At 71.2% G+C, this 20,131-nt stretch carries 19 protein-coding genes; 7 read left to right on the top strand and 12 right to left on the bottom strand.

Features of this window, described 5'->3' with window-relative positions; translation table 11 throughout:
- Positions 1-31 precede the first annotated feature (31 nt).
- Entirely contained in the window at positions 32-1,039 is a 1,008-nt protein-coding gene (glpX, locus tag ACNAYW_RS16425) for a class II fructose-bisphosphatase (protein ID WP_415850733.1), read from the bottom strand.
- Between the two features lie 167 nt (positions 1,040-1,206).
- Here glpX and ACNAYW_RS16420 point away from each other — a divergent pair, with 167 nt between their 5' ends.
- Entirely contained in the window at positions 1,207-1,812 is a 606-nt protein-coding gene (locus ACNAYW_RS16420; protein WP_415850732.1) for a DUF4245 domain-containing protein, read from the top strand.
- Between the two features lie 15 nt (positions 1,813-1,827).
- Here the strand turns inward: ACNAYW_RS16420 and ACNAYW_RS16415 are convergent, their stop codons facing one another.
- Genes ACNAYW_RS16415 through ACNAYW_RS16405 form a run of 3 tightly spaced genes read right to left on the bottom strand, consistent with a single transcriptional unit; the run spans position 1,828 to position 4,036 of the window.
- Entirely contained in the window at positions 1,828-2,037 is a 210-nt protein-coding gene (locus tag ACNAYW_RS16415; protein ID WP_068524445.1) for an exodeoxyribonuclease VII small subunit, read from the bottom strand.
- Positions 2,034-3,323 (bottom strand): exodeoxyribonuclease VII large subunit, encoded by a 1,290-nt coding sequence (xseA, locus tag ACNAYW_RS16410; RefSeq protein ID WP_415850731.1) that lies wholly within the window; start codon positions 3,321-3,323, stop codon positions 2,034-2,036. Before xseA ends, ACNAYW_RS16415 begins: the two co-directional genes overlap by 4 nt.
- Positions 3,320-4,036, bottom strand: a complete 717-nt coding sequence (locus ACNAYW_RS16405) for a lipid droplet-associated protein (RefSeq protein ID WP_415850730.1) — start codon at positions 4,034-4,036, stop codon at positions 3,320-3,322. The genes xseA and ACNAYW_RS16405 overlap by 4 nt, the downstream gene beginning before the upstream one ends.
- 59 nt (positions 4,037-4,095) lie before the next feature.
- Between ACNAYW_RS16405 and ACNAYW_RS16400 the strand changes: the two genes are divergently transcribed.
- Positions 4,096-5,046: a 4-hydroxy-3-methylbut-2-enyl diphosphate reductase gene (locus ACNAYW_RS16400; RefSeq protein ID WP_415850729.1), complete on the top strand. Its 951-nt coding sequence runs from the start codon at positions 4,096-4,098 to the stop codon at positions 5,044-5,046.
- 70 nt (positions 5,047-5,116) lie between these two features.
- Here ACNAYW_RS16400 and ACNAYW_RS16395 read toward each other — a convergent pair whose 3' ends face one another.
- The 7 genes from ACNAYW_RS16395 to ACNAYW_RS16365 all read right to left on the bottom strand — a co-directional run bounded on the left by ACNAYW_RS16395 (position 5,117) and on the right by ACNAYW_RS16365 (position 13,553).
- Positions 5,117-6,733: a DUF6542 domain-containing protein gene (locus ACNAYW_RS16395; protein WP_415850728.1), complete on the bottom strand. Its 1,617-nt coding sequence runs from the start codon at positions 6,731-6,733 to the stop codon at positions 5,117-5,119.
- Between the two features lie 16 nt (positions 6,734-6,749).
- Positions 6,750-7,835, bottom strand: coding sequence for a DNA recombination protein RmuC (locus ACNAYW_RS16390; protein ID WP_415850727.1), 1,086 nt, complete (start codon positions 7,833-7,835; stop codon positions 6,750-6,752).
- Positions 7,836-7,867: 32 nt separating this feature from the next.
- Positions 7,868-9,067, bottom strand: a complete 1,200-nt coding sequence (locus ACNAYW_RS16385; RefSeq protein WP_415850800.1) for an AI-2E family transporter — start codon at positions 9,065-9,067, stop codon at positions 7,868-7,870.
- A gap of 8 nt (positions 9,068-9,075) precedes the next feature.
- Positions 9,076-9,585: a methylated-DNA--[protein]-cysteine S-methyltransferase gene (locus tag ACNAYW_RS16380; protein WP_415850726.1), complete on the bottom strand. Its 510-nt coding sequence runs from the start codon at positions 9,583-9,585 to the stop codon at positions 9,076-9,078.
- A complete protein-coding gene (locus ACNAYW_RS16375) occupies positions 9,582-11,054 on the bottom strand; it encodes an AlkA N-terminal domain-containing protein (RefSeq protein ID WP_415850725.1) in 1,473 nt (490 codons plus the stop codon). The genes ACNAYW_RS16380 and ACNAYW_RS16375 overlap by 4 nt, the downstream gene beginning before the upstream one ends.
- Positions 11,055-11,121: 67 nt before the next feature.
- Positions 11,122-11,322: a YbdD/YjiX family protein gene (locus ACNAYW_RS16370; RefSeq protein ID WP_415850724.1), complete on the bottom strand. Its 201-nt coding sequence runs from the start codon at positions 11,320-11,322 to the stop codon at positions 11,122-11,124.
- Positions 11,283-13,553 carry a carbon starvation CstA family protein gene (locus ACNAYW_RS16365; protein ID WP_415850723.1) on the bottom strand — a complete coding sequence of 757 codons (2,271 nt, stop codon included), beginning with the start codon at positions 13,551-13,553 and terminating at the stop codon, positions 11,283-11,285. The genes ACNAYW_RS16370 and ACNAYW_RS16365 overlap by 40 nt, the downstream gene beginning before the upstream one ends.
- A 326-nt stretch (positions 13,554-13,879) precedes the next feature.
- Here ACNAYW_RS16365 and ACNAYW_RS16360 point away from each other — a divergent pair, with 326 nt between their 5' ends.
- The 5 genes from ACNAYW_RS16360 (at position 13,880) to ACNAYW_RS16340 (ending at position 19,238) form a co-directional block, all read left to right on the top strand.
- Positions 13,880-15,427: a sugar ABC transporter ATP-binding protein gene (locus tag ACNAYW_RS16360; RefSeq protein ID WP_415850722.1), complete on the top strand. Its 1,548-nt coding sequence runs from the start codon at positions 13,880-13,882 to the stop codon at positions 15,425-15,427.
- Positions 15,424-16,431, top strand: coding sequence for an ABC transporter permease (locus tag ACNAYW_RS16355; protein WP_415850721.1), 1,008 nt, complete (start codon positions 15,424-15,426; stop codon positions 16,429-16,431). The genes ACNAYW_RS16360 and ACNAYW_RS16355 overlap by 4 nt, the downstream gene beginning before the upstream one ends.
- 52 nt (positions 16,432-16,483) lie before the next feature.
- Positions 16,484-17,467 carry an ABC transporter substrate-binding protein gene (locus tag ACNAYW_RS16350; protein WP_415850720.1) on the top strand — a complete coding sequence of 328 codons (984 nt, stop codon included), beginning with the start codon at positions 16,484-16,486 and terminating at the stop codon, positions 17,465-17,467.
- Between the two features lie 116 nt (positions 17,468-17,583).
- Positions 17,584-18,657 (top strand): redox-regulated ATPase YchF, encoded by a 1,074-nt coding sequence (ychF, locus tag ACNAYW_RS16345; RefSeq protein ID WP_415850719.1) that lies wholly within the window; start codon positions 17,584-17,586, stop codon positions 18,655-18,657.
- A gap of 80 nt (positions 18,658-18,737) precedes the next feature.
- On the top strand, positions 18,738-19,238 hold the full coding sequence (locus ACNAYW_RS16340) for a peroxiredoxin family protein (protein WP_415850718.1): 501 nt from the start codon (positions 18,738-18,740) through the stop codon (positions 19,236-19,238).
- A 7-nt stretch (positions 19,239-19,245) separates the two neighbouring features.
- Here the strand turns inward: ACNAYW_RS16340 and ACNAYW_RS16335 are convergent, their stop codons facing one another.
- Entirely contained in the window at positions 19,246-20,094 is an 849-nt protein-coding gene (locus ACNAYW_RS16335; protein WP_458629898.1) for a VPGUxxT family thioredoxin-like (seleno)protein, type 2, read from the bottom strand.
- Positions 20,095-20,131 lie beyond the last annotated feature (37 nt).

Below are 20,131 nucleotides of genomic sequence, written 5' to 3'. Positions count from 1 at the left end.
AACTTCCCAGGGCCCGAGGAGAAGATCACTCTCAGTCGAAGATCTGCGCGTAGGTCTTCAGCTTGGTCAGGCGGTGCGTCGCGTCCACGGTGCGGACGGTGCCCGACTTGCTGCGCATCACGATCGACTGCGTGGTGGCACCGTCGGCGCGGTACTTCACACCGCGCAGCAGGTCGCCGTCGGTCACGCCGGTCGCGGCGAAGTAGACGTGCTCGCCGCGCACCAGGTCGGTGGTGCCGAGGACCTCGGTCGGGTCGATGCCCAGGTCGGCGAGCCGCTGCTTCTCCTCGTCGTTCGACGGTGCCAGGGTGCCCTGGATCTCGCCGCCCATGCAGCGCAGCGCGGCCGCGGCGATGATGCCCTCGGGCGTGCCGCCGATGCCGACCAGGATGTCGGTCTTGGCCTCGGGGCGGGCGGCGGCGATCGCACCGGCCACGTCACCGTCGGAGATCAGGCGCACGATCGCGCCGGTCGCCCGGATGTCGGCGATGAGCTGCTCGTGCCGGGGACGGTCGAGCACCGTCAGCGTGACGTCGGTGACCTTGATGCCCTTGGCCTTGGCGACCTTGGCGATGTTGTCGGCGATGGGGGCCTGGATGTCGATGACGCCGGCGGCCTCGGGGCCCACGGCGATCTTGTTCATGTAGAACACGGCCGAGGGGTCGTACATCGCGCCGCGCTCGGCGACCGCGAGCACCGCGATCGAGCCGGGCATGCCCTTGGCCATCAGGGTCGTGCCGTCGACGGGGTCCACGGCGACGTCGGTCGACGGGCCGAAGCCGTTGCCCACCTCTTCGCCGTTGTAGAGCATGGGCGCCTCGTCCTTCTCGCCCTCGCCGATCACGACCACGCCGCTCATCGAGACCGTCGAGACCAGCTGGCGCATCGCGTCCACGGCCGCACCGTCGCCCGACTCCTTCTGGCCGCGCCCCACCCAGCGGCCCGCGGCGAGCGCGCCGGCCTCGGTCACGCGGACCAGCTCCATCGCCAGATTCCGGTCCGGCGCGATCGGGTTCTTCTCAGCGTGGGTATCGGACATGGATTCCTCCGGATCTCGATGCGCGCGGGTGGGCGCGGCGGGCCTCGCCCGATTCTTCCATGCCCTATCGGTCGGCGACGGGGCCGGTCGGGCCACGGCCCCCGAGCCGCGCGGCCGGACCATGCCCGCCTCCACCGCCGGACGTCGCGCCCGGGATACTGGACGGCGTGGCTGAGAAACCCCGGATCCTGCAGAACCGCCGTGACATGGTGCTCACGATGGTCCCGCTGCTCGCCCTGTGCCTGATCGTCCTGTTCGCGTCGGGCAACTTCAAGCTCGGCTTCGGCGCCGACCCGAAGGACGAGACCGTCGAGGCGATCAACCCGAAGGGCGTGTACCAGGTGTCGGCGGAGACGCTCGGGTTCCCGGTCCGGATGCCCGGCGGCGCGGGCGTGGTCGACGGGGTGCCCGCGGACTGGAAGGCCACCGCCACCCGCGACGACGACGTGGTCGGCGGCAAGGTCTTCTCCGTCAACTACGTGACGCCCGAGAAGAACTCGCTGCAGCTCTCGCAGTCGGGATCCCCACTCGACGTGGTGGTCGAGTCCGTCTACGGCGCGAAGGCCGAGCCCTCCGGCACCGTCCCCGTCGAGGGACGCACCTGGCAGGTCTACGGGCCGAACGACAAGAACCGCAGCGCCTGGGTCCTCCAGGTCGACGGTGCCGTGATCGTCGTCTTCGGCGGTGGCACGGTCCCGCGCTTCACCGAACTGGCGGCCGCGGTGCAGTCGCAGGAGCCGCTGCCGCGGTCCGCCGCGCCCGCGCCCCGGTAACGCCGACCGCAGAGGTCACTCCTCCGCGGCGATCGCCTTCTCGATCCGCTCCCGCGCCCCGGCGAGGTGCTCCTCGCAGCGCTTGGCGAGCGCCTCGCCGCGCTCCCACAGGTTCAGCGACTCGTCCAGGTCGATGCCGCCCTGTTCCAGCAGCTTCACCACCACGGCGAGCTCGTCGCGGGCCTGCTCGTAGCCCAGCTCGGCCACCGGTGTCTCGTCGGTCATCGTTCATCCTCGGTTCGTACGGAGATCCTCGTCACGCCCATCACGGCCGCGGCCGCGGCACCGTCGGGCAGCCGGACCCGCAGTTGCGAGCCGGGCGCGAGCTCGTCGATGCCGCGGACCACGGGGTTCTCGCCGTCCGGCGTCACCTTCTGCACCACGGCGTAGCCGCGGGCCATCGTCGCGGCGGGGCCGAGCGCGGTCAGGCGCGCGGCCAGGTGCGTCGTCCGGTCCGACTCCCGTTCGACGGTGCGCCGCACGTCCCGCCGGGCGTCGCGCAGCAGTCGCTCGACCTCGGCGGCGCGGTCGTCGACGAGGCGCAGCGGGTGCGCGAACACCGGCCGCGAGCGCAGCGACGCCAGCGTGTGGGCCTCGCGCTCGACCCAGCCGCGCAGGGCAGCAGCGGCGCGCCCGCGCAGGTCGGCGATCCGCTCCAGCTCGGCGACCACGTCGGGCACCACGCGCTTGGCGGCGTCCGTCGGCGTCGCGGCGCGCACGTCGGCGGCGAAGTCGCAGAGCGGGTTGTCGGGCTCGTGGCCGATCGCGGAGACGATCGGCGTGCGGGCGGCGTGCACTGCGCGGCACAGCGTCTCGTCGGAGAAGGGCAGCAGGTCCTCCACGCTGCCGCCGCCGCGGGCCATGATGATCACGTCGACCTCGGGGTCGGCGTCCAGCGCGCGCAGGGCGGCCACGAGCTGCGGCACGGCCGTCGGGCCCTGCACCGTGGCGTACTCGGCGCGGATCCGCACGTCGGGCCAGCGGCCCTCTGCGATCGACCGCACGTCGCGCTCGGCGGCGCTGGCCCGCGCGGTCACCAGCCCGACGGTCCGCGGCAGGAAGGGCAGCGGCCGCTTGAGCCGCGGGTCGAACAGGCCCTCGGCGTGCAGGAGCTGCCGCAGTCGTTCGATGCGGGCGAGCAGCTCGCCCACGCCGACCGCGCGGATCTCGGTGATCCGCAGCGAGAGGCTGCCGCGGCCGGTCCAGTAGGTGAACTTGCCGCGGACGATCACCTGGGTGCCCTCGTTGAGCGGCACTTCGGAGCGGTCGAGGACGGCCGGTAGGCAGGTGACCTGCACCGAGACGTTCGCCGACGGGTCGCGCAGCGTGAGGAAGGCGGTGCCCCCGCCGCGGCGGTTGAGCTGGGTGATCTGCCCCTCGACCCACACCTCGCCGAGGCGGTCGATCCACTGCGCGATCTTCATCGAGACCACGCGCACCGGCCAGGGGTGCTCGGCGCTCGACGGGCCGCCCGCGCCGCCCGGCGCGCTGGTCGAAGCCGGTCCGGTCACCGCGTGATGCGGTTCTCGAGCATCGTGAGGAAGGGCGGCCGGGCCCTGTGATCGCGCTCGTAATCGGCGAGCGACTCCACCTCGGGCGTGGTCAGGCCCGGCAGCCGGCCCCGCAGTTGCGCCAGCGTGAGCTCGGGGTAGTCGATGCGGCGCGCCGCGGCGGGCAGGTCGTCGGGCGTCTCCGCCGCGGTCGCCGTACCCGACGACGCCGGGGCGGGCGAGCTGTACAGGGCGTACCGCCCGGCGCCCGACGGGGCCTGCTCGGCGGTCCGCTCCTCGCCCTGCGCGGGCGCGGCGGTGGCGCCCGAGGCCGGCGCGGCACCGTCGGCCCGCGCATCGTCGGCCTGGGCGCCGTCGGCCTGCGCACCGTCGGCCGGGTCGGCCTCGGGGGAGCGCGCCGGCTCGGTGGCGGGGCGCACCTCGCCGTACGCGGGCCTGGGCGCGGGCAGGTCGACGTCGACGTCCTCGTCGTCGTCGAACGTCGCCCACGCGGCCTGCTCCTCCTCCTTGGCGGGGAAGACGGTCTCGAGCGCGCGGTCGCCGCGCACGGCGAGGTCGGCCAGGTCCTGCTGGACGTGGATGAAGGCCTGCGCGGACTTGCTGCCCAGGGTGAGCGGGGCGCTCACGGCGCCCCCGACGATCTCCTGGCCCTTCTCGGCGGCGAGGGCGACGGCCCCGACGGCGACCCGGACCACGAACGGTAAACGGCTCATGTGTCCAGGGTGCCTCATCGCGCCCACCGGCACACCGTCAGGTGCCGTAGCCTGGAGGCATGAGTTCAGGCAAGCGTGTCCTGCTGGCCGAGCCGCGTGGCTACTGCGCGGGCGTCGACCGTGCAGTGGAAACGGTCGAGAAGGCCCTCGAGAAGCACGGCGCCCCGGTGTACGTGCGCAAGGAGATCGTGCACAACCGGCACGTCGTGGAGACGCTGCAGGACAAGGGTGTGGTCTTCGTCGACGAGACCGACGAGGTGCCCGAGGGCTCGCTCCTGGTCTTCTCCGCGCACGGCGTCTCGCCCGCGGTCCACGAGGGCGCGGCGCAGCGCAGCCTCCGCACGATCGACGCGACGTGTCCGCTGGTCACCAAGGTGCACCAGGAGGCCAAGCGCTTCGCCCGCGATGATTTCGACATCCTGCTCATCGGCCACGAGGGCCACGAGGAGGTCGAGGGCACCGCCGGCGAGGCTCCGCAGCACGTGCAGCTGGTCGACGGGCCCGACGCGGTCGACAACGTCACCGTCCGCGACGAGGACAAGCTGGTGTGGCTCTCGCAGACCACGCTCTCGGTCGACGAGACGATGGAGACGGTCCGCCGCCTGCGGGAGAAGTTCCCCAAGCTGCAGGATCCGCCCAGCGACGACATCTGCTACGCCACCCAGAACCGGCAGGTCGCGGTGAAGGCCATGGCTCCCGAGTGCGACCTGGTGATCGTCGTGGGCTCGCGGAACTCGTCGAACTCGGTGCGGCTGGTCGAGGTGGCGCTGCAGGCCGGTGCCCGCGCCGCGCATCTCATCGACTTCGCCCGCGAGATCGATCCCACGTGGCTCGACGGCGTGGAGACGGTCGGCATCACCTCCGGCGCCTCGGTGCCGGAGATCCTGGTCAAGGGCGTCGTCGAGTACCTGGACGGCGAGGGCTTCCACGACGTCAAGCCTGTCACCACCGCGAACGAGACGCTGGTCTTCGCCCTGCCGCGCGAGCTGCGGCCCCGCGCCAAGGCCTGACCGCACCCCGCACGAACGAAGGGCGCTCCTCCGGATCCGGAGGAGCGCCCTTCGTCGTTGGTGGCGGAGTTCAGTCCTTGTAGCGGTGCCGGCGGATCTGCCGGGGCTCGTCCGCGGGCTCCGCGAAGTCGTCGCGGAAGTTGGTCTCCACTGCCGTGTCCTCGCTCTGCGGCCGGTAGCGCGGGGGCCGGTAGTGCTCGTAGCGGCCCGGGTTCGACGGTGCCTCGCCCCGCCGCGCGGGCCGCTCGTCGCCGGTGAGGCTGGGCAGGTCCGGCTGCGGGGCGCGGCTGCCCGAGATGCGCGGGAGCGAGGCGAAGTCGTCGCGCGGGATCCGGGTCCGCTCCCGCTCGGGGCGGGGCGCCGACGGGTCGACGCCGCGCGCGCGATCGATGTCGCCCGCCTCGCGCCGGTAGTCGCGGGAGTCGGCGGGTGCCGCCGCCCGCGCCGCGGGGCCGCCGGGCCGGACCTCGGGATCGCGCGGGGTGCGCCACCGCGGCTGCGGATCGCCGATCCGGCGCCGATCCTCGTCGTGCCGCAGCTCCCGCGAATCGTGGATGGGCGGCCGGGGCCGGTCGCCCTGCGCCACGGCGGGACGCGGCCGGGCGCCGCGCGGGATCGCGCGGCGGTCGTCGTCGGCGGGGCGCCGCGGCACGGGCGGCCGCGGGATCTTGCCGGAATCGGGGCGGACCACGCGATTGACCTGGGTGGCGGGTGCGCCGGCGTCGCGCGCGGCGATCTCCTCGCGGGTGCGCGCGAGGCGCGCCGCGGAGTTGCGGCGCTGCTCGTCGCGCTGGGCCTCGTCGCGGCGGAGATCCCTGCGGGGATCCTCGCGGCGCGCGGCCGAGCTGCGGCCCCGGCCGGCGTCGGTCGCGGGGCGCGCCGGCTCGAGGCGGTCGGCGCGGTCGCGCGCGGCGCGGCTGGAGCGGTGCTGGGTGGCGCGGCTCTGATGCCGCTCGGCCCGGCCGGCACCCTCGCCGACCAAGGCCGCTGCACCGACCGCGCCGGCGGCCGGCGTCGGCCGCAGCCGCGCGAGCACCGAGCGGATCCGCTCGCCGATCTGCTGCCCCGCCGACTCGGCCGGCTTCGTCGCGGCGGTCGCGGTGGCGGTGGAGCCCGCAGTGGCCGTGGCGACTGCCGACGCAGCGGCGGGCGTCGCTCCGGGCTTCGCAGCGGCCTTTGTGGCGCCGGCCTTGGCGGGCGACTTCGTCGCGGATGCCTTCGCCCCCGACGAGCTGCGCTGCGCGCTGCGGACGTTCGCGGTGAGCGCGCGGTACTGCAGCAGGCGTGCGCCGCCGATGACGAGCACGATCACCGTGGTCCAGAACATCCACGGGAACAGCGAGATCATCGGGAAGAGCACGTCGGTCAGGATCTGGCTGGTCTTGCGCGGGCTGGGCAGGGAGAACCAGCGGTACAGCGGGATCGCGGTGGCGATGATGAGCGGGGGCTGCACCATCGCGGTGAACAGCGCGCGGTTGCGCACCGCGAGCACGGCGACCACGGCGCCCACCGACATGGCGAGCACCCCGGCGTTCGCGCCCGTGAACTCGCCCGAGGCGAGGGCGCCCGCTGCGGTGAAGAGCAGCATGGTCAGGACAGCGCCCCACCACGGCAGACCGGGGACCGTCGCGAGCACGGAGCGCTCGTCGACCGGTACCTGGGAGCGGGACGGTTGGAACTTCGACACAGGTGAACCGTACCGGTTAACGCTGTGAGAACCGAGAATCTGCCGCCGTGGGGACGGCCCGCGGCGCGCGATCGAGCTCCAGCGGATCCTCGCGGGAACCGTCGGGCATGGAATCGAGATCGGACAGACGGCGGGCGGTGACGCCCACCCGCGAGTTGTACGAACCCACGGTCGCGTTGAAGGCCTCGACGGTCCGGCTCAACGCCGTACCCAGTGAGGAGAAGTGGCTGTTCAGCACATCGAATCGCTCGTTCAGTTCGCGGCCGAGGGCCTGGATCCGGGCGGCGTCCTCCCCGAGGGCGTGCTGCCGCCAGCTCAGCGCGACGGCCCGCAGCATCGCGACCAGGGTGGTCGGTGTGGCGAGCACCACATTCCGGTCGAGGGCGAACTCGAGCAGCTCGGGGTCGGCCTGCAGGGCGGCGTCGAGGAAGGCCTCGGCCGGCACGAACATCACCACCAGCTCCGGCGAGCCGACGGCCTCCCAGTACCGCTTGCCCGCCAGCTGCACGACGTGGGAGCGGAACCGGCGCGCGTGGTCCGAGAGCAGGGCGGCGTGTTCCGCGGGCGGCGCCTCCAGCAACTGCAGGTACGCGTCGAGCGGCACCTTCGCGTCGACTGCCAGATCGCGCCCGCCCGCGAGGTGCACCACGACGTCCGGACGGACCCGCGCGTCCCCGACCGCGCCGCCCACCTGCGTCGAGAAGTCGCAGTGCCGGCTCAGCCCGGCCAGCTCCACGACCCGCTCGAGCTGCAGCTCGCCCCACCGCCCCCGCACCGTCGAGGACTTCATCGCCGAGCGCAGGGTGGCGGTCTCGGCGCGCAGCGCCTCACTCGTGCGCGCGACGGTGCCGATCTGCTCCCGGAGCCCGGCGAACGCGGCGACCCGGCTGCGCTCGGCGACGGCGAACTCGTGGCCCAGCGAATCCAGCGTCTGGCGCAACGGGGTGAGCAGTGCGTTGACCGGCCCGGCCACCGCATCGGGGGTGGGCGCGGCACCGTCGGACCGGTGCGGCGGTGCGGGCAGCGACCGGGCCAGGATGATCCCCACGGCGCCGCCGACCAGCAGCGCGAGCAGCGCGACGATCAGATGCGAGAGGTCCATGCCGTCAGCATGGCCGCCCCCACTGACAAGTTTCAGGCAGGCTCGGCCGGGGCGTCCTTCGCGGGCTCCGCCGCCGGCGTCGGCGCGGGCTTGCGCCGGAACTTGTCCCAGAAACTCGGCTTCGGCTCCTCCTCTGGCGGCGGCGTCTCGCCGGTCTGCTCGTCGACCAGCTCGCCGAGGTACCGGAACAGCACCGCGATCGCGGCGGCCACGGGCACGGCGAGGAAGGCGCCGATGATGCCGAACTGGGTGCCGCCGAAGGCGATGGCGAGCAGCACGATCGCGGGGTGCAGCTGCATCGAACGCGACTGCAGGATCGGCGAGAGCACATTGCCCTCGAGCTGCTGCACCGCGATGACCACCACGAGCACCGCCAGGGCGGTGCCGGGGCCGTTCGTGACCAGCGCGACGATCACGGCGAGCGCGCCCGCCACGAAGGCGCCGACGATCGGGATGAAGCCGCCGAGGAAGGTGATGACCGCGAGCGCGCCCGCGAGCGGGACCTGCAGGATCACCAGGCCGAGGCCGATGAACAGGGCGTCGATGAAGCTGACCACCGCCTGGGTGCGGATGAAGCCGCCCAGGGTGGCCCAGATGCGGCTGAGCAGCTCGGCGAAGTGGTCCGAGACCGGCGTGCCGGAGTGCCGCTTGAGCCACGGCATGAACTTGTCGCCGTCCTTGAGGAAGAAGAACGTGAGCATGGCGACCATGACGATCGCCACCACGAACGAGCCCGCGGCGCTGACGCCGGTGAAGACGCCCGTCGCGATCGACTCGGCACTCTCCTGCAGCTTCTTGGTGATCGACGTGACGAACTTGCTGATCTGCTCGTCCTGCAGGTTCAGCGGCGGACCCTGCGCCCACTTCTGCACCTTGCCCACACCCTCGATGGCGCGGTCGGCGATCTCCTTGGACTGCCCGCCGACCGACGGCGCGATGGCGCCGATGATGCCGCCGAGCACGCCCAGGGACAGCAGCAGCACGAGCGCCGTCGCGATCGCGGGCGGCAGGCCCTTGGACCGCAGCCAACGGACCGGCGGCCACAGCACGGTGCACAGCAGGATGGCCAGCAGGACGGGCAGCAGGATCGACCAGAACTCGCCGATCAGCCAGGCGACCACGAACAGCATCGCTGCGACCGCGACGGTCCGCCAGCTCCAGGTGGCGAGCCACTTGCCGGCCTCGCCGTAGACCTCGCTGCGGGTCTTCTTGCCCGGCGGCGGGTTCGTCATCTCATCGCTCACGACGCGATCGTATGTGCCTCGTGGGTCAACAGCCACTTCTTCACGGCGAGTCCCCACCGGAACCCGCCGAGCGAGCCGTCCAGCCGCAGCACGCGGTGGCAGGGGACGAACAACGCGGCCGCGTTGCGGGCGCACGCCATCGCGGCGGCGCGCACCGCCGCGGGCCGGCCGGACAGGTCGGCGTACTCGGTGTAGGTCACGGGCTTTCCGGGTTCGACGGTGCGCAGCACGTCCCAGGCGTGCTCGACGAAGGCGCCGGACCGCTGCCGCACGACGATGCCGTCGATCGCGGTGACCTCGCCCGCGTGGAAGTCCGCGACGGCGCGGGTGACGGCGCCGAGTTCGGCGCGCTCCTCGGCCGCGGTCGGCCGCAGTGTGCTGTGGATGACGGGGATCAGATCGCCGGGGTCCGCGGTCCAGCCCGAGGCGAGCACGGCGCCGTCGGTGTCGACGACGGCGGTGAACGGGCCGGCGGGCGTGGGGAGCGTGGCGTACTGGGCGGTCATGGGGCGATCCTCCGGTCGGTGGTGAGGGCGTGGTTCCACAGGTGCAGCGAGACGTAACTGCCCCAGGGGCTCCAGCGGTCGGTCGTGATGTCGAGTCCGAGCCGCTCGGCGCCCTTCGCCACCACGAGGTCGGAGGCGAGGAGCGTATCGGGGTCGGCGAGTAGGCGCATCGCCACGTAGTCGGCGGTCCACGGGCCGACGCCCCTGAGGCGCAGCAGCTCCGCGCGGGCCTCCGCCCGGGTCATGCCGCCGTGCAGCACGAGCCGCCCCTCGGCGAGCTCGGCCGCGACGCCGAGGATCGCGGCGATCCGGTTCTTCGGCCCGGTGAGCACCTCGCCGCCCCGCTCGGCGACGGCGGCCGGCGTGGGAAAGGCCCGCGTGAGCCGGCCCGACGGGTCGTCGACCTCGGCACCGAGCGCGGCGACGAGCCGGGCCTGGTGCGTGGCCGCCGCCGCGATGGAGATCTGCTGCCCGATCATGGTGCGCAGCAGCAGCTCCGCCGGGTCGACGGTGCCGAACAGGCGGATCCCGGGCGTCGCCGCGACCAGCGGGGCGAGCTGCGGATCGGTGGCGAGCGCCTCGTCCACCGCGGCCGGATCGGCGTCCAGGTCGAGCAGGTGCCGCAGCCGGGTCACCGCGGTCGACAGGTCGCTCATCGCGGCGAGCGAGAGGGTGGCACGGACGTACCCGTCCGCCGCGGATCCCAGGTCGACGGTGGCGATCCCGTTCCCGCCCGGCAGGCTCAGGACCCGGGCGTAGCGGTCGCCGTCGGCGTGCTCGAGGCCGGCCACGGCGTGCGCGGCGAGGAACCACCGCACCCAGCCGGTGGCGTAGGGGCCGCGCAGCGCCAGCCGCAGGCTCAGCTCCCCGGTGGACGGGGCGGACGGGGCCGGGCCGCGTCGCGCCCGCAGCTCCGACGGGGTCCGCCCGAAGACCTCGCGGACCGTGTCGTTGAACTGGCGGATGGAGCTGAAGCCGGCGGCGAAGGCGATGTCGGAGAAGGGCATCGCCGTGCCCATGATGAGGATCCGCGCGGTGCTGGCCCGGTGCGCCCGCGCGAGGGCGAGCGGACCCGCGCCCAGCTCGGCGGTGAGCACGCGAGTGAGCTGGCGCGGGCTGTATCCCAGCCGTTCGGCGAGGCCGGTCACGCCGGACCGGTCCACCTCGCCGTCGGCGATGAGGCGCATTGCCCGCGCGGCGAGGTCGGACTCGAGATTCCACCGGGGCGATCCGGGTACGGCGTCCGGCAGGCACCGCCGGCACGCCCGGTACCCGGCGGCCTGAGCCGCGGCGGCGGTGAGGTGGAAGCTCACGTTCGCCGCCTTGGGCGTGGTGGCGGGGCACGACGGGCGGCAGTAGATGCCCGTGGTGGCGACGGCCGTGTAGAACTGGCCGTCGAACCGGGGATCGCGGCCGGCGATGGCCCGATAGCACCGGTCGAAGTCGAGGTGGGGCGAGCTGGTGGTCACGCCTTCGACTCTGGCACCGCTCGGGTATCGGCGCTAGCGGCTTTCGGACAGTACCGTGCGAGCCCGCTCAGCAGCAGCGGGCCTGGACCGTCGCGCCGTCGTGCCGGGCCTTCCAATACTCCCGCTCGGTCATCACGGGCTCGCCGGGATGCGTCGCGCGACGGTGCTCGACGTACCGCTGGTAGTGGTTGTCGCCCATCACCGAGCCCACGTACCAGCGGATCGCCTTCAGTGCCCGGATGATCGGGTCACGCCCAGGGCGTCCCATTGCTCCTGCACCTTCCTCTCGGCGGGGGTGGGGATGAGGCCGCTCGGCGCGAACAGCGTGCTGGGCACCGGTTCCTCCTCGGTCAGCGGGCGGCCGTTGCCGGTCACCGTGCGGTAGATCGTCCACGCGCCCATGACCACCACGATGAGCACCATGATCGCGAAGACGATCGACAGGGTGCCCTGGATGAAGGTGTTGCGGACCACGGCGTCGATCGCCTCGGGCGTCTTCGCCGAGCCGAAGGACGACTTCCCGGCCTCGGCGGCCGCCTTGAAGTTGCTGTGCTGCTTCCAGTAGCCCACCGCCGGATCCGAGCTGAAGATCTTCTGCCACGACGCGGTCATGGTCACGATGAGGTCCCAGACCAGCGGTATCGCGGGGATCCACACCCACTTGTAGTAGCCCTTCTTGACCACGACCACCACCACCACGGTGAGCGCCATTGCGGCGAGCAGCTGATTGGCGATGCCGAAGAGGGGGAAGAGGGTGTTGATGCCGCCGAGCGGGTCGGTGACGCCCATGAGCAGGATGCTGCCCCAGGCCGCGACCACGAGGAGCGAGGCCACCCAGGCGCCGACGCGCCAGCTGGGGTCCTTGAGCCGCTGGAACGGCCCGCCGAGGTTGCTCAGCGCGTCCGAGACGAGGAACCGGGCGACGCGGGTGCCGGCGTCGACCGTGGTGAGGATGAACAGCGCCTCGAACATGATCGCGAAGTGGTACCAGAAGGACTTCATCGACGATCCGCCGAACACCTGGTGCAGCACCTCGGACATGCCGAAGGCGAGCGTCGGGGCGCCGCCCGTGCGGGAGACGATCGACTCCTCGCCGACGTCCTTCGCGGCCTGGGACAGCTGCTGCCCGGTGACCGGATCGCCGCTGAGGCCCAGCGAGTTGACGTACGTGGCCGCGGTCTCGGCCGTGCCGCCCGTCTTCGCGATCGGTGCGTTCATGGCGAAGTAGAAGTGCTGGTTGATGATCGACGCGGTGATGAGCGCCATGATCGCCACGAACGACTCGGTGAGCATGCCGCCGTAGCCGATCAGCCGCATCTGACCCTCCTTCTCCAGCAGCTTCGGCGTGGTGCCGGAACTGACCAGGGAGTGGAAGCCGGAGAGGGCGCCGCACGCGATGGTGATGAAGAGGAACGGGAACAGCGAGCCGGCGAAGACGGGGCCGTCGCCGCGGGTGGCGAAGTCGGAGACCGCGGGGGCCTCCATGAGCGGGCGCGCGATGAGGATGCCCACGGCCAGCAGCACGATGGTGCCGACCTTCATGAAGGTCGAGAGGTAGTCGCGCGGCGCGAGCAGCAGCCACACGGGCAGCACGGAGGCGGCGAAGCCGTAGATGATGATCGCCCAGCTCAGCTGGACCGGCGTGAGGGTGAACAGGTCCTTGCCCCAGCTGCTCTCGCCCACGTAGCGGCCGCCGATGACGGCGGCGAGCAGGAGGACGCAGCCGATCAGCGAGACCTCGGAGACCCGGCCGGGCCGGAGGAAACGCAGGTAGACGCCCATGAACAGGGCGATCGGGATGGTCGCGGCGATGGAGAAGACGCCCCACGGGCTGTGTCCCAGCGCCTGCACCACGACCAGCGCCAGCACCGCGATGAGGATCGTCATGATCGCCGCGATGCCGATGATCGCGGCGGCACCGCCGACCGGACCCAGCTCGTCGCGGATCATCTGGCCCAGCGAGCGGCCGCGGCGGCGCGTGGCGACCCACAGCACCAGGTAGTCCTGGACGCAGCCCGCGACGAGGGCGCCGACGATGATCCAGATCGTGCCGGGCAGGTACCCCATCTGCGCCGCGAGGACGGGGCCGACCAGCGGGCCGGCGCCCGCGATGGCGGCGAAGTGGTGGCCGAACAGGACGCGCCGGTCCGTCGGCAGGTAGTCGGTGCCGTTCTCCAGCACCTCCGCCGGGGTGGCGTGATCGTCGCGGGGCCGCACCACCTTGAGCTCGATGAGGCGGGCGTAGAAGCGGTAGCCGACGACGTAGGTGCACACCGCGGCGAGCACGAACCACACCGCGTTCACCGTTTCCCCGCGGGCGAGGGCGATCATCGCCCAGGCGACGGCGCCGACGAGCGCGATCACCCCGAAGATCACCTTGTGCTTGGTGGTGATCGGGCTGCGGTCGATGACCGCGACGGGCGGCAGGTCCGGGTCCGTTCGGACGTAAGTGATGTCGCCGTCGGTCTCCGTGGTCGACGGAGCGGTGGGAGCTGACACGAGGCCTCCTGGGATGTCTACGCCACGGTGGTGGTTCGCACGGATCATCGTTTCATCCCGGGTGCCGCGAGCGCGGCGGAATCGGCAGCGCCGGTCCCGCGAGGCGGACGACGGTTCGCCCCACGGATCCGACGGCGATGCTCGCCCGAACATCTGATGTGTGCGCCCCTCCGCCCGGGTTTTCCGCGCGTTTTACCGACGATCCGCAGCTATTGACATGCAAACATCCGATGTCTAATGTGACTCAGCACACAGGTGGTCGTTTTGTCCACCCTCACCGCAGGACGATGGTCGCCGCCGCGACGGCGCCGGATGGGGAGATCAGCGTGGATGTGACATCGCAGGACGCGGACGCCCCGGCGGCCGACCGCGTCCCGCTGATCCGCATGAGCGGTGTCACCAAGCGCTTCCCCGGTGTCGTCGCGCTCGACCGCGTCGACCTCGAGGTGCGCCCGGGGGAGCGCGTCGCGCTCGTCGGTGAGAACGGCGCCGGCAAGTCCACCCTCATGAAGCTGCTCAGCGGCATCGAATCCCCGGACGAGGGCACCATCGAGATCGACGGTGCGCCCGTGCACCTCACCTCGCCCGCGCAGGCGCAATCGCTCGGCGTGAGCATCATCCACCAGGAGCTGGGGCTCGTCCCCGATCTCACCGTCGCCCAGAACATCACCCTGGGGCGCGAGCGCACCCGGTTCGGCGTCGTCGACGGGCGCGGCGCCGTCCGCAGCACGACGGCCCTGCTCGAACGTCTCGGCATGGTCATCGATCCCACCGCCCGCGTGCGGGACCTCACCGTCGGCAAGCAGCAGATGGTGGAGATCGCCCGCGCACTCTCGGAGGACGCGCGCCTGCTGATCCTCGACGAGCCGACCGCGGCCCTCAACGGCGCCGAGGTGCAGACCCTGTTCGAGTTGATCGACCGCTTCGTCACGGACGAGACGGGCGTCGTCTACATCTCCCACCGCATGGACGAGCTGCCGCGCGTCTCCGACCGGATCGTGGTCCTGCGCGACGGCACGTGCGTGGGCGAACGCCCCACCGCGACGACGCCGATGCGCGAGATCATCGAGATGATGGTCGGTCGCGAGGTCGCCGACGAACAGCGTCCGACGGTGCCGGAGACCCCCGGCGAGGTCGTGCTCAAGGTGGACGGGCTCAGCAGTAGGCATCCGCTGCACGACATCTCGTTCGAGCTGCACCGCGGGGAGATCCTGGGATTCGCCGGTCTCATGGGCGCCGGACGCACCGAGCTGGCCCGCGCGATCATCGGGGCCGATCCGATCACCGCGGGCCGGATCGAGGTGCACGGCGCCGCGCGCACGATCGACTCCCCGGCGACCGCGGCGACGCTCGGCATCGGCTACCTCTCCGAGGACCGCAAGCGGTTCGGCGCCGTCGTCGACCAGACGGTCCGCGACAACATCGCGCTGTCGTCCCTCGACGCGCATTCGTCGTTCGGCGTGATCCGCGACGGCGAGCTGAGTGCTCTCGCCACCGACCTGGTCTCCCGGCTGCGGATCAAGACGCCGTCGATCCGGCAGGCCGTGCGGAACCTGTCGGGCGGCAATCAACAGAAGGTCATCATCGGCAAGTGGCTGGCCCGTGATTGCGACATCCTCATCGTGGACGAGCCCACCCGCGGCATCGACGTCGGCGCCAAGGACGAGATCTACCGGCTCCTCGAACGACTGGCGGCGTCCGGCAAGGCGATCATGGTCATCTCCAGTGACTTGCCCGAAGTGCTGCGCCTGTCCCACCGCATCGCCGTGATGGGGGAGGGGCGCCTCGCCACCGTTCTCGACAACGCCGAAGCGACACAGGAGACGATCATGGAGAACGCCACGCGCTTCCACGAGACGGCGGTGACGGGATGACCGCGACGACCGCGCCGCCCACGCCCGACCAGGACCGCAGCGGCGGGTTCGCGCTGACGTCCTGGATCCGTGGCCAGATGCAGCAGTTCCTGGCGTTCGTCAGCCTGATCGTGATCGTGGTGTTCTTCTCGTTCGCGAGCCCGAACTTCCTGACCGCCGGCAACCTCACGGGCATCCTGGTGGCGTCGGTGACCATCGGCCTGCTCGCTCTGGGCACCACCATCGTGATCATCACCGGAGGCATCGACCTCTCGATCGGCACCGCGATGATCCTGTCCGGCATCATGACCGGCGTCTTCCTCGTGCACTGGAACCTGCCCCTGTGGGTCGGCGTGATCGGCGGCGTCCTCTTCGGCGCGTTCGTGGGACTCGTCAACGGGCTCGTCGTGGCCTATCTCGGGATACCGCCGTTCATCGCGACCCTCGCGATGATGTTGGTGACGATCGGTGCCTCGCTGGTGATCTCGGGGACCGAGCCCATCCGGTTCACGTCGGTCGAGGGGTTCAGCGCCCTGGCCAACAAGTCCCTGATCCCGGGAGCGCGCATCCCCTTGAGCGTCCTGCTCCTCGCGCTCATGGCGGTGATCGCCGGCCTCGTGCTCGCGAAGACCAAGCTGGGCCGCTACGCCTACGCCATCGGGAGCAACGAGGAGGCGACCAGGCTCTCCGGCGTGAACGTCAAGAACTGGAAGGTCGTCGTCTACACCTTCTCCGGCGTCTTCGTCGGTCTGGCGGGCGTCCTCGCCGCCGCGCGCCTGAACTCCGCGCAGCCCACCGGCGGTCAGGGCCTCGAGCTCGAAGCGATCGCGGCCGTCGTCATCGGCGGCACGTCCCTCGCGGGCGGTCGCGGCACCATCACCGGCACGGTGATCGGCATCCTCATCATGAGCGTGCTCACCAATGGCCTGCGGATCATGTCGATCCCGCAGGAATGGCAGTCCATCGCGGTCGGCGTGGTCATCCTCGTGGCCGTCTACATCGACATCGTGCGCAAACGTCCCTGATCGGCCGGCAACGGCCGCTGCCCGCTCGTCCCCCTCATCCAAGGAGAATCCCGTGTTCACAAAGGCTTCGACACCCGTACGGCGATTGATCCGCGCAGCGACGGTGACCGTCGCCGCCGTCGCGATGGTCACCACCGCGACCGCGTGCTCCAGCGGCGACTCGTCGGGGGGTGACGGACAGATCGCCCTCATCTCCAAGGGCTACCAGCATCAGTTCTGGAAGGCGGTGAACAAGGGTGCCGAGGAGTCCGCCAAGGAACTCGGCAAGACGATCACCTTCGAGGGGCCGGACAACGAGACGCAGGTCGAGAAGCAGGTGCAGCTGCTGCAGACCGCGCTCGACCGCAACCCGTCGGCCATCGCGATCGCCGCCCTCGATTCGGCCGCCGTCGCGCCGATCCTGCAGCAGGCGAAGGACAAGGGCATCCCGGTGATCGCCTTCGACTCCGGCGTCGACAGCGACATCCCCGTGACCACCGCGTCGACCGACAACAAGGCGGCGGCCGCCGAGGCCGCGAAGCGCATGGTCGATCTGATCGGCGGCAAGGGCGAGATCGGCGTCATCGCGCACGATCAGACGTCGCGGACCGGCGTGGACCGGCGGGACGGTTTCACGGAGTGGATCAAGGCCAACGCGCCCGGCGTGCGCATCGTCGACGTGCAGTACGGCGGCGACCCGGCTAAGGCTGCCGACCTGGCCGCCACGATGATGCAGGCGTACCCGAATCTCGCGGGCCTGTACGGCACCAACGAGGGGGCCGCCACCGGCATCGTCAACGCGGCGCAGCGCGCGAACAAGCCGGGGATCAAGATCATCGGCTTCGACTCCGGCGCCGCGCAGATCGACGCGATCCGCTCGGGCCTGATGGCGGGCGCCATCACCCAGAACCCGGTCGGCATCGGCCGGGAGACCGTCGCCGCGGCCGTGAAGGCCATCAAGGGCGAGTCGCTGCCCAAGACCATCGACACCGGCTTCTACTGGTACGACAAGACCAATGTCGACGACCCCAAGATCGCGGGCAGCCTCTACCGCTGACCCCGGGAACTTTCCGACGGTGCGGGCCGGACCGGGTGAGGGCGGCCCGCGCCGTCGGGAAGTGCACGTCCCGCACCGTCGGGAAGCACACGTGCGACCCCGTAGAATGAGCACCCGTGAGCCTTACCCTCGGAATCGTCGGACTGCCCAACGTCGGCAAGTCCACCCTGTTCAACGCCCTCACCAACAGCGAGGTGGAGGCGGCGAACTACCCGTTCGCCACCATCGAGCCGAACGTCGGCGTGGTGAACCTGCCGGACCCGCGGCTGAACCGCCTGGCCGAGATCTTCGGCTCGGAGCGCATCCTGCCCGCCACGGTGTCCTTCGTCGACATCGCCGGCATCGTCAAGGGCGCGTCCGAGGGCGAGGGCATGGGCAACCAGTTCCTCTCCAACATCCGCGAGGCCGACGCGATCTGCCAGGTGGTGCGCGTCTTCTCCGACGAGGACGTCGTGCACGTGGCCGGCAAGGTCGACCCGCTCGCCGACATCGAGACCGTCGCCACCGAGCTGATCCTCGCCGACCTGCAGACCATCGAGAAGGCGCTGCCCCGGCTCGAGAAGGACGCGCGCAAGAACAAGGAGCTGGTCGAGACGCTCGAGGCGGTGAAGGCCGCGGAGGCGATCCTGACCGACGGCAAGACCCTGTTCGGCGCCGGCTTCGACACCACGCCGATCCGCGAGCTGCACCTCATGACCGCGAAGCCCTTCCTCTACGTCTTCAACGCCGACGAGGGCGTGCTCACCGACGCTGCGCGCCGGGCGGAACTGGCCGCCGCGGTCGCTCCCGCCGACTCGGTGTTCCTCGACGCCAAGATCGAGTCCGAGCTGCTGGAGCTCGACCCCGAGGACCAGGCCGAGATGCTGGAGTCGATCGGCCAGGACGAGCCGGGCCTCGATTCGCTCGCCCGCGCCGGCTTCCACACCCTGGGCCTGCAGACCTACCTGACCGCGGGCCCCAAGGAGTCGCGCGCCTGGACGATCCGTAAGGGCGACACCGCCCCCAAGGCCGCCGGCGTGATCCACACCGACTTCGAGAAGGGCTTCATCAAGGCCGAGATCGTCTCCTTCGCCGACCTCGACGCCAACGGCACCATGGCCGCCGCCAAGGCCGCGGGCAAGGTCCGCATGGAGGGCAAGGACTACGTCATGTCCGACGGTGACGTGGTCGAGTTCCGCTTCAACGTCTAGCCGGGCGGCTAGGCTTGTGCGACCGCAACTCGCAGAGTTGCGGTCTGGTTGCGGGCTGAACCGAACGGGATGAGGCGGACATGAGCACCGATCGCGAGCGACGGATCGCGCCGGAGTTGCGCGTCGACGAGTGGATCGGTGCCGACGGGCAACCGCTCGAGCGACCGGTCCGACTGGCCGATCTCGGGCCGGGGTTCAAGATCGTCTTCTGCTTCCAGCACTGGTGCCCGGGATGTCACTCGCACGGCTTCCCTACGCTGCGTTACCTGTACGACCGGCTCGCGGGCTCGGACGTCGGTATCGCCGTGATCCAGACCGTCTTCGAGGGCGCCGATGAGAACACGTCGGACAAGCTGCGGATCGACCAGGAGAAGTACGGCCTGGCCGTTCCGTTCGGCCAGGACACGCCGCCGGCCGGCCGGGAACTGCCGACCTTCATGGAGGATTACCGGACCGGCGGCACCCCGTGGTTCACGCTCATCAACCCCGAGGGCGAAATCGTCTTCGCGGACTTCCAGATCGATCCGGACGCCCTGCTGCACGTGCTCGGGGTCGCCGAGCACGCGCAGCACGAGCGCTGAGATCGGGCTAGCGGAGCCGGAATCGTTCGTCCCGCCGATAGCCGACGGGGTCCCGGTCGGCGTCGGAGGCTGCGTCACCCAGCACCTCGAGCTGGCGGGGGCTCAGGTACGGCGACGGATCCCGCCCGTACGCCACCTCGAGATTGATCCGAGTACGCTGCGCCCTGGTCATCGGAACGGCCCGCCACTGGGTCTTGGCGAGGTAGAACTGCGGCTGCGTGTCCAGCCGGAACGGCCGCTTGTCCGTGCGTCGGAAGATCTCGTCGCGGGCGCGGCGATCGAGCTCGTCGATGCCGATCCGGCCGGGGTCGTAGTAGACCTCGACGACCTCCTCGCCCTCGATCCACCCGGCGTCGGTGGAGATGACGCCGGGAAACTGCGCCAGGCTGGTCTCGCCGGACCAGAAGCAGGGCGTCTCGAAACGCAGCCGCTCGGCGATCCCGGCCTCGATCAGCAGGTCGCCGCGGAACAGCCGGAACCACTCCGGAACCGTCGTCCCCGACGTCGCGATCGCGCCGGTGATCTTGTCGTGCAGTGAGATCAGGTCGTAGCGATCGGTCAGCTTGGGAACCAGGCTGTCGCCGTCGGGGGAGAGGAAGTAGACCACCGGGTTGTTCCAGGCGGGCTCGTGGAATCGGCGCAGCACCTCGGCGTCCGCGCCCGCGCGGTTGTTGAAGATCGCGAGCGGCACGAAGTGCGCGTCGATCATCTCGACCATCAGCGGGTGCGCCAGGACGTCCTGCCCGAAGTTCACGCACGTCGAGCACCCGGGAATCTCCTGGAACAGCAGCAGCACGGGCAGGTTCCGCTCCTTCGCCTCGGACATCGCCGCATCGAAGTCGCGCCGCCACCGCACGTCGCCCAGTTCAGGGTGTTCGCCGATGCTGTAGTCG

Origin of the sequence: Tsukamurella ocularis (assembly GCF_965138335.1) — a bacterium.
Taxonomy (GTDB): Bacteria; Actinomycetota; Actinomycetes; order Mycobacteriales; family Mycobacteriaceae; genus Tsukamurella; species Tsukamurella ocularis_A.
The sequence above is the reverse complement of the archived record's forward strand: the minus strand, read 5'-3'. Positions and strand labels throughout refer to the sequence as shown.